Origin of the sequence: Roseivirga sp. UBA1976, assembly GCF_002336325.1 — a bacterium.
GTDB classification, from domain to species: Bacteria; Bacteroidota; Bacteroidia; order Cytophagales; family Cyclobacteriaceae; genus Roseivirga; species Roseivirga thermotolerans.
This window is the reverse complement of record NZ_DDDQ01000011.1, coordinates 1-5,684: the sequence shown is the minus strand read 5'-3', so window position 1 is coordinate 5,684 and position 5,684 is coordinate 1. Positions and strand designations below refer to the sequence as shown.

Genomic DNA, 5,684 nt, shown 5'->3' with positions numbered 1-5,684 from the left:
ATTCCTTCCAGAATTATACAAGAAGACTTTGAAGGCAACTTTGTATACAAAGTCAATGGAAAGAAGGCCGAGAAAATTCATGTGACCTTAGGCAAAACCTATGATGGTAAGTCAGAAGTTTTGGCCGGACTAAATGGTGGAGAGACCATCGTAGACAAAGGCAACAGAAGTATTGCCGATGGCACCATTGTTAGTGTTCAAAACTAATCACACTTAAGAAATCACCATTATGGCAGATGATAAACAAAAAATTGTAGATAAGGAGTTTGGGCTCACCTCCCTCTCTCTGCGCAATAAGATCACCGTTTATGTGCTGACCTTACTAATTACTGTTGCAGGTATATATTCCTACATTACCCTACCCAAAGAGAATTTTCCGGAGGTAGAACAGCCAACAGTTTATGTAAGTACCGTACACCCCGGTAACTCTCCCGAAGATATGGAGAGCCTCATTACCCGTGAGTTGGAGAAGGAGATCAACACCATAGAAGGGGTTGATAACATTCAATCTACTTCTGTTCAAGACTACTCAGCTATTGTTATTGAGTTTCAGGTTGGAATAGATGTAGATGAGGCGGTAATTGATGTGAAAGACGCGGTAGACCGTGCCAAATCCGAATTGCCAAGCGATCTGAAAAGCGACCCGGAAGTAATTAAGTTTAGCTTTTCAGAGAACTTCCCCATACTTAATATTAACCTTACCGATCCCGGCAAAACTCTCGATGAACTGAATGATATTGCTGAGTATCTGGAAGATGAAATCGAGAAATTTCCTGAAGTATCGAAAGTCAATATTGTTGGGGTAGATGAGAAGGAAGTTGAAATAAAAGTAGACCCGTTTAAACTAGAAGCCAGAAAAGTAACTTTTCAAGACATTGAGAATGCTATTTCGGCTGAGAACGTGACCCTTTCGGGAGGAAACGTGATTCAGGATGGCTTAAGAAGAAACGTACGGGTGGTGGGAGAGTTTGATGACCCCAGCCAGCTTGAAGAAGTTATCATTAGCAATGAAGATGGTAACATAGTCTATCTGAAAGATGTAGCCACCGTAGAGTTCGGTTACAAAGACAAGCAGAACTATGCCCGTTTGGATCTGAACCCGGTAGTGAAAATAGACGTGATGAAGCGAAGTGGCGAAAACCTATTGGTGGCCACCGACAAAATCATGAACCTGATTCAGGAGAGCCGCGACAAAGGAGCCATACCTGAAAGTGTAAAAGTGACCATTACCAACGATCAGTCCAAAGACACTCGTGAGCAGGTAAGCTCTTTAGGTAACAACATTATTTTTGGAGTAATTCTGGTAGTTACGGTACTGCTGTTCTTCTTGGGTACCAGAAACTCTCTGTTTGTGGGTATGGCCATTCCGTTGTCTATGTTCATGGCGTTAATGATTCTGGGGCTTTCGGGCATCACCATTAACACTATGACTCTTTTTGCCCTCATTATGGCTTTGGGTATGCTCGTAGACAACGGTATTGTGGTGGTTGAAAACGTATACCGTCTGATGGAGGAGGGATTGAGCCCAATGGCTGCGACCAGACGTGGAGTTGGAGAAGTGGCCTTGCCTATTATTTCTTCAACAGCTACTACTCTTGCGGCCTTTGTGCCACTGGCTTTCTGGCCGGGCATAATCGGAGAGTTTATGCTCTACTTGCCGCTAACACTCATGATCACCCTGGGGTCTTCACTATTCGTGGCCCTGGTTATTAACCCTGTGTTCATTGCTTCATTTATGCGGGTGGATGGAACCAGAGTAATCGACAACAAAAAAGTGATTATAAGATCGACCATTGCTATTGTAGTGGGAGCAGTGTTTGCCCTTGGTTTGGAGCTTATAATGTTTGGCAACCTGCTCATGCTCATAGGAGTAATTACACTTCTCAATGTCTATGTGTTGGGGCCATTGTCCAGAAAGTTTCAGGCTACTGTGTTGCCGGCTTTGGAGAATCGCTATGAGAAAATATTGAAATCGGCCGTAAGACATCCGTTCCTCTACCTGGGTGGAGCCTTTGGTTTGCTGTTTCTCTCACTGGGCATTTTTGCCACCAACACGCCCAATGTTATTTTCCTCCCTGAGAACGAGCCGCGCTATGTCAATGTGTTTGTGGAGTTTCCGGTTGGTACTGACATTGAGAAAACCAACACATTTGCCCAAAACATAGAAGAGCAGGTGCTAGAAATTATTAAGCCCTACGAGTCTATTGTAGAGTCAGTTACCACCAACGTGTCGCAAGGAGCGGCCGACCCCAACGACCCAACGGCCGTAGGTCAGTCTGAAGAGCCTCACAAGGCACGGATTACGGTGAACTTTATTGAAAGTAAGCTGCGTGGCGACCTGAATACGAAAGATGTAATGGAGGCCATTCGCGAGCAGGTAAAACTGGAGCCTGGAGTAACCCTAACTGTAGATAAGGATGCTGCCGGTCCTCCAACGGGAAAGCCCATTAACCTGGAGATAATTGGTGAAGATTTGGAAACCCTGATTAGTCTTGGTGAGCGCGTTAAACAGCGCATCGATGAGTCCGGAATTGAGGGGATTGAGCAACTTAAGAGTTCTCTTGAGTTGGGTAAGCCCGAGTTGGTTATTGAAATAGACAGAGACAATGCTCGCAGGTTTGGACTCAGTACCTATTCTGTAGCCAATGAAATCCGTACGGCTCTTTTTGGTAAAGAGGTATCGAAATACAAAGAGGGAGAAGATAGCTACGAGATTAATGTTCGGTTGAATCAGGATTACAGATACGATATAGATGCTCTGCTTAACAAGAACATTACGTTTAGAGACCAGAGCAGTGGTCGTTTGGTGCAGGTGCCTATTTCTGCCGTAGCCGATGTGCGCTACAGCTCAACCTATGGTTCTATTAAGCGAAAAGATCTCGATAGGGTAGTAACGCTTAGTTCCAACGTGTTGGGTGGTTATAACCCCACAGAAATTAACAACCAATTGAAAGAACTCATGGCCGATTTTCCAATGCCCAATGGCTATAGCTATGCCTTTACCGGAGAGCAGGAAGAGCAGGCCGAAAACATGGCTTTCCTTTCCAAGGCATTGTTGATTGCCGTGTTTATGATTTTCCTAATCATTGTTTCGCAGTTCAATAAAATTACGGCTCCGTTTATAATCATGATTTCCGTATTGCTAAGTACGGTGGGGGTATTCCTCGGCCTGGTAGCTTTCAATATGGACTTTGTGGTAATTATGACCATGGTGGGTATTATTGCCTTGGCAGGGGTTGTAGTGAACAATGCCATTGTACTGATCGACTTTATTGAGTTGACCAGAAAAAGAAAGAGACGTGAGCTGGGGCTTGATGAAGAAGATGGAAGGCTGCCTATGGAAGAGGTTGTCGACTCCATAATTATTGCCGGTAAAACAAGGCTGCGTCCGGTATTGCTTACGGCCATTACCACCATCTTAGGTCTGGTTCCGTTGGCTATAGGTTTAAACATTGATTTTATTGGAGCATTTGCAAACTACAATGCCGACTTCTACATAGGAGGAGATAACGTAGTCTTCTGGGGTCCAATGTCCTGGACGATTATATTCGGTCTTACGTTTGCTACTTTCTTTACCCTCATTATAGTGCCAACTGCCTACCTCATTGCCGATAAGGTAATGTACAGGATTGCTAAATGGAGGGGAGATGTTTCCGTTTTAGATATGAGTGATCATTCGGGCGATAAAAAAGAAGTTTTGGCCTGATGTTTGTTCTTAAAGATAACGTGGTGATTAGATTCCCAAGTTAGGGAGTCATTCATAGTTAAGGTTGATTTGGTGGCTCCCCTGAGAGGTCGGGGGAGTCTTTTTTTATTCCCTATTTTAATGTTTCATTTGGTAGAATTTATCTGAACTATACCGCTTCTTTGGCAGTTAGACAAAACGAATGCGATCAAACCCTTTAGCCTTTCTGCTTTTAATTGTTTTTCTGGCCTGGCTGGATTTTTATGCCTATCAGGCTACCAAGACCCTTGTTGACTCCTGGAAGCCCGCTGCCAAACGTGTGGTACGCTACATCTACCTGGCTCAGGCCATTGTTATGCTGGGGCTGGTGGTGTGTCTTTGGCTCATTCAAACAGGTACCATAAGCTTTATGTTCATGCTTTCGATTGTCTTTATGAGCTACATGGCCAAGCTGCTGGCCGTACTCTTTGTTTTCTTCGATGACATAAGAAGGGTACTCCGCTGGTTTTTTGAAGGCCGCAAGAAGCGATATGAAAAACGTGTGGCTAGCGGACAAAAAATGCCCCGATCAAAATTTCTTGCTCGTTCGGCCGTGGTGGTGGCCACCCTGCCCGTAGTTACCATGAGTTTTGGCATAGTAAAAGGAGCTTACGACTACCGGGTGAGAAGAAGGAGGGTGTACCTGCCCAATTTACCCAAAGCTTTCGAAGGGATAAAGATTGGCCAGCTTTCTGATATTCATAGCGGAAGTTTCTTTGATAAAACAGCCGTAGAAGGTGGCATTGATTTACTGCTTAAGGAAAAACCCGATGCCATATTTTTTACCGGAGATCTGGTGAACAATGAAACTCGTGAGGTTGCTCAGTATGTAGACTTATTTTCCCGACTAAAAGCCGATTTGGGAGTGTTTTCTACCCTGGGTAATCATGACTATGGTGACTATAAGGCCTGGTCTTCGCCAATGGCTAAAGCCCGAAATTTGCAGGAGATGATTAAGGTACATGAGCGCATGGGGTGGAGGTTGTTAATGAATGAACACGAGGTGTTGAGGATGGGAACTGACCAGCTAGCTGTGATTGGCGTTGAGAACTGGGGAGCCGGCCGATTTGCCAAGTATGGTAACCTTGAAGAAGCTGCCCGCCACGCTGAAGGCGATGTGAAATTGCTTCTTTCGCATGACCCGAGCCATTGGGACGCTCAGGTGAGAACTCAGCAACCCGATATTGACCTGATGTTTGCCGGCCATACACATGGCATGCAACTAGGGGTAGAAATAGGAGATTTTCGATGGAGCCCTTCGAAATACATATATAAACAATGGGCCGATTTATACCAGGAGGGTAACCAATATTTGTATGTGAATCGGGGGTTTGGATTTCTGGGATTTCCCGGCCGAATTGGTATTTACCCTGAGATCACCATTCTTGAGCTTACTTCGCGTCCGTTGGTGTAGCGGTGAAATCTTCGCGAAGCTTTTTGCCGATTTTTGAATGCACTTGCATTTCCTCTCTTTAATGATACCCAACTTTTAAGTATCTAGCTTCAGTCGTTTGGGTGACTCTTAACCATAGGGAAACTGAATGTCTGTGTCTATGCTCTTTAAATGAGTTATTTGTGAGGATATAAAATGGTAGTATAGCGTAGAAGCATTGGCCAGGCGATTTAAGTAAGTAAGCCTTAAACTTTGTAAACTCAATGGCTCGTATAGGCTCGGGGAGCTTTTAAAGGCTCTTTTCTGTCCGCCATAATTTGGTGACTCTGAGTTCTTGCTAGCGACTGTTACCCACCGTATTATTTACCATAGATTTCGTAAAGGGTGTTCCAGATTAGCCCGTTTGAATCGTGTTGCTCCCAAAGGTCGTTGATTAGAAAATTTTGTTCGTAGTTCGCCTCATATGGACCAAATTGGTAGTCAGTTAAAAAAAAGACTTTGCTTACGGGTGAGTTCCTTAGTGCAATATTCAGGAGTTGATCAATTTGATCTCTGAATTCAGGCAAG

Annotated in this window: 3 protein-coding genes and 1 pseudogene; 3 read left to right on the top strand and 1 reads right to left on the bottom strand. The window is 44.4% G+C overall.

The features are described from left to right. The 3 genes and pseudogenes from B3763_RS01110 to B3763_RS01100 form a co-directional block, all read left to right on the top strand. Positions 1 to 207 (top strand): annotated as a pseudogene (locus B3763_RS01110) (efflux RND transporter periplasmic adaptor subunit); the annotation flags it as partial. Between the two features lie 22 nt (positions 208 to 229). After that, entirely contained in the window at positions 230 to 3,706 is a 3,477-nt protein-coding gene (locus tag B3763_RS01105) for an efflux RND transporter permease subunit (protein ID WP_286742727.1), read from the top strand. Positions 3,707 to 3,887: 181 nt separating this feature from the next. After that, positions 3,888 to 5,138 carry a metallophosphoesterase gene (locus B3763_RS01100; protein WP_286742725.1) on the top strand — a complete coding sequence of 417 codons (1,251 nt, stop codon included), beginning with the start codon at positions 3,888 to 3,890 and terminating at the stop codon, positions 5,136 to 5,138. A 338-nt stretch (positions 5,139 to 5,476) separates the two neighbouring features. On the opposite strand, the gene B3763_RS01095 is transcribed toward B3763_RS01100, so the two are convergent. Next, positions 5,477 to 5,684: hypothetical protein (locus tag B3763_RS01095; RefSeq protein WP_286742723.1), on the bottom strand; the 208-nt coding region annotated here is incomplete at its 5' end.

Excerpts from the sequence above, each read along its gene's own strand:
- B3763_RS01105 (WP_286742727.1), top strand. The coding sequence starts at position 230 with ATGGCAGATGATAAACAAAAAATTGTAGATAAGGAGTTTGGGCTCACC.
- B3763_RS01100 (WP_286742725.1), top strand. The coding sequence starts at position 3,888 with ATGCGATCAAACCCTTTAGCCTTTCTGCTTTTAATTGTTTTTCTGGCC.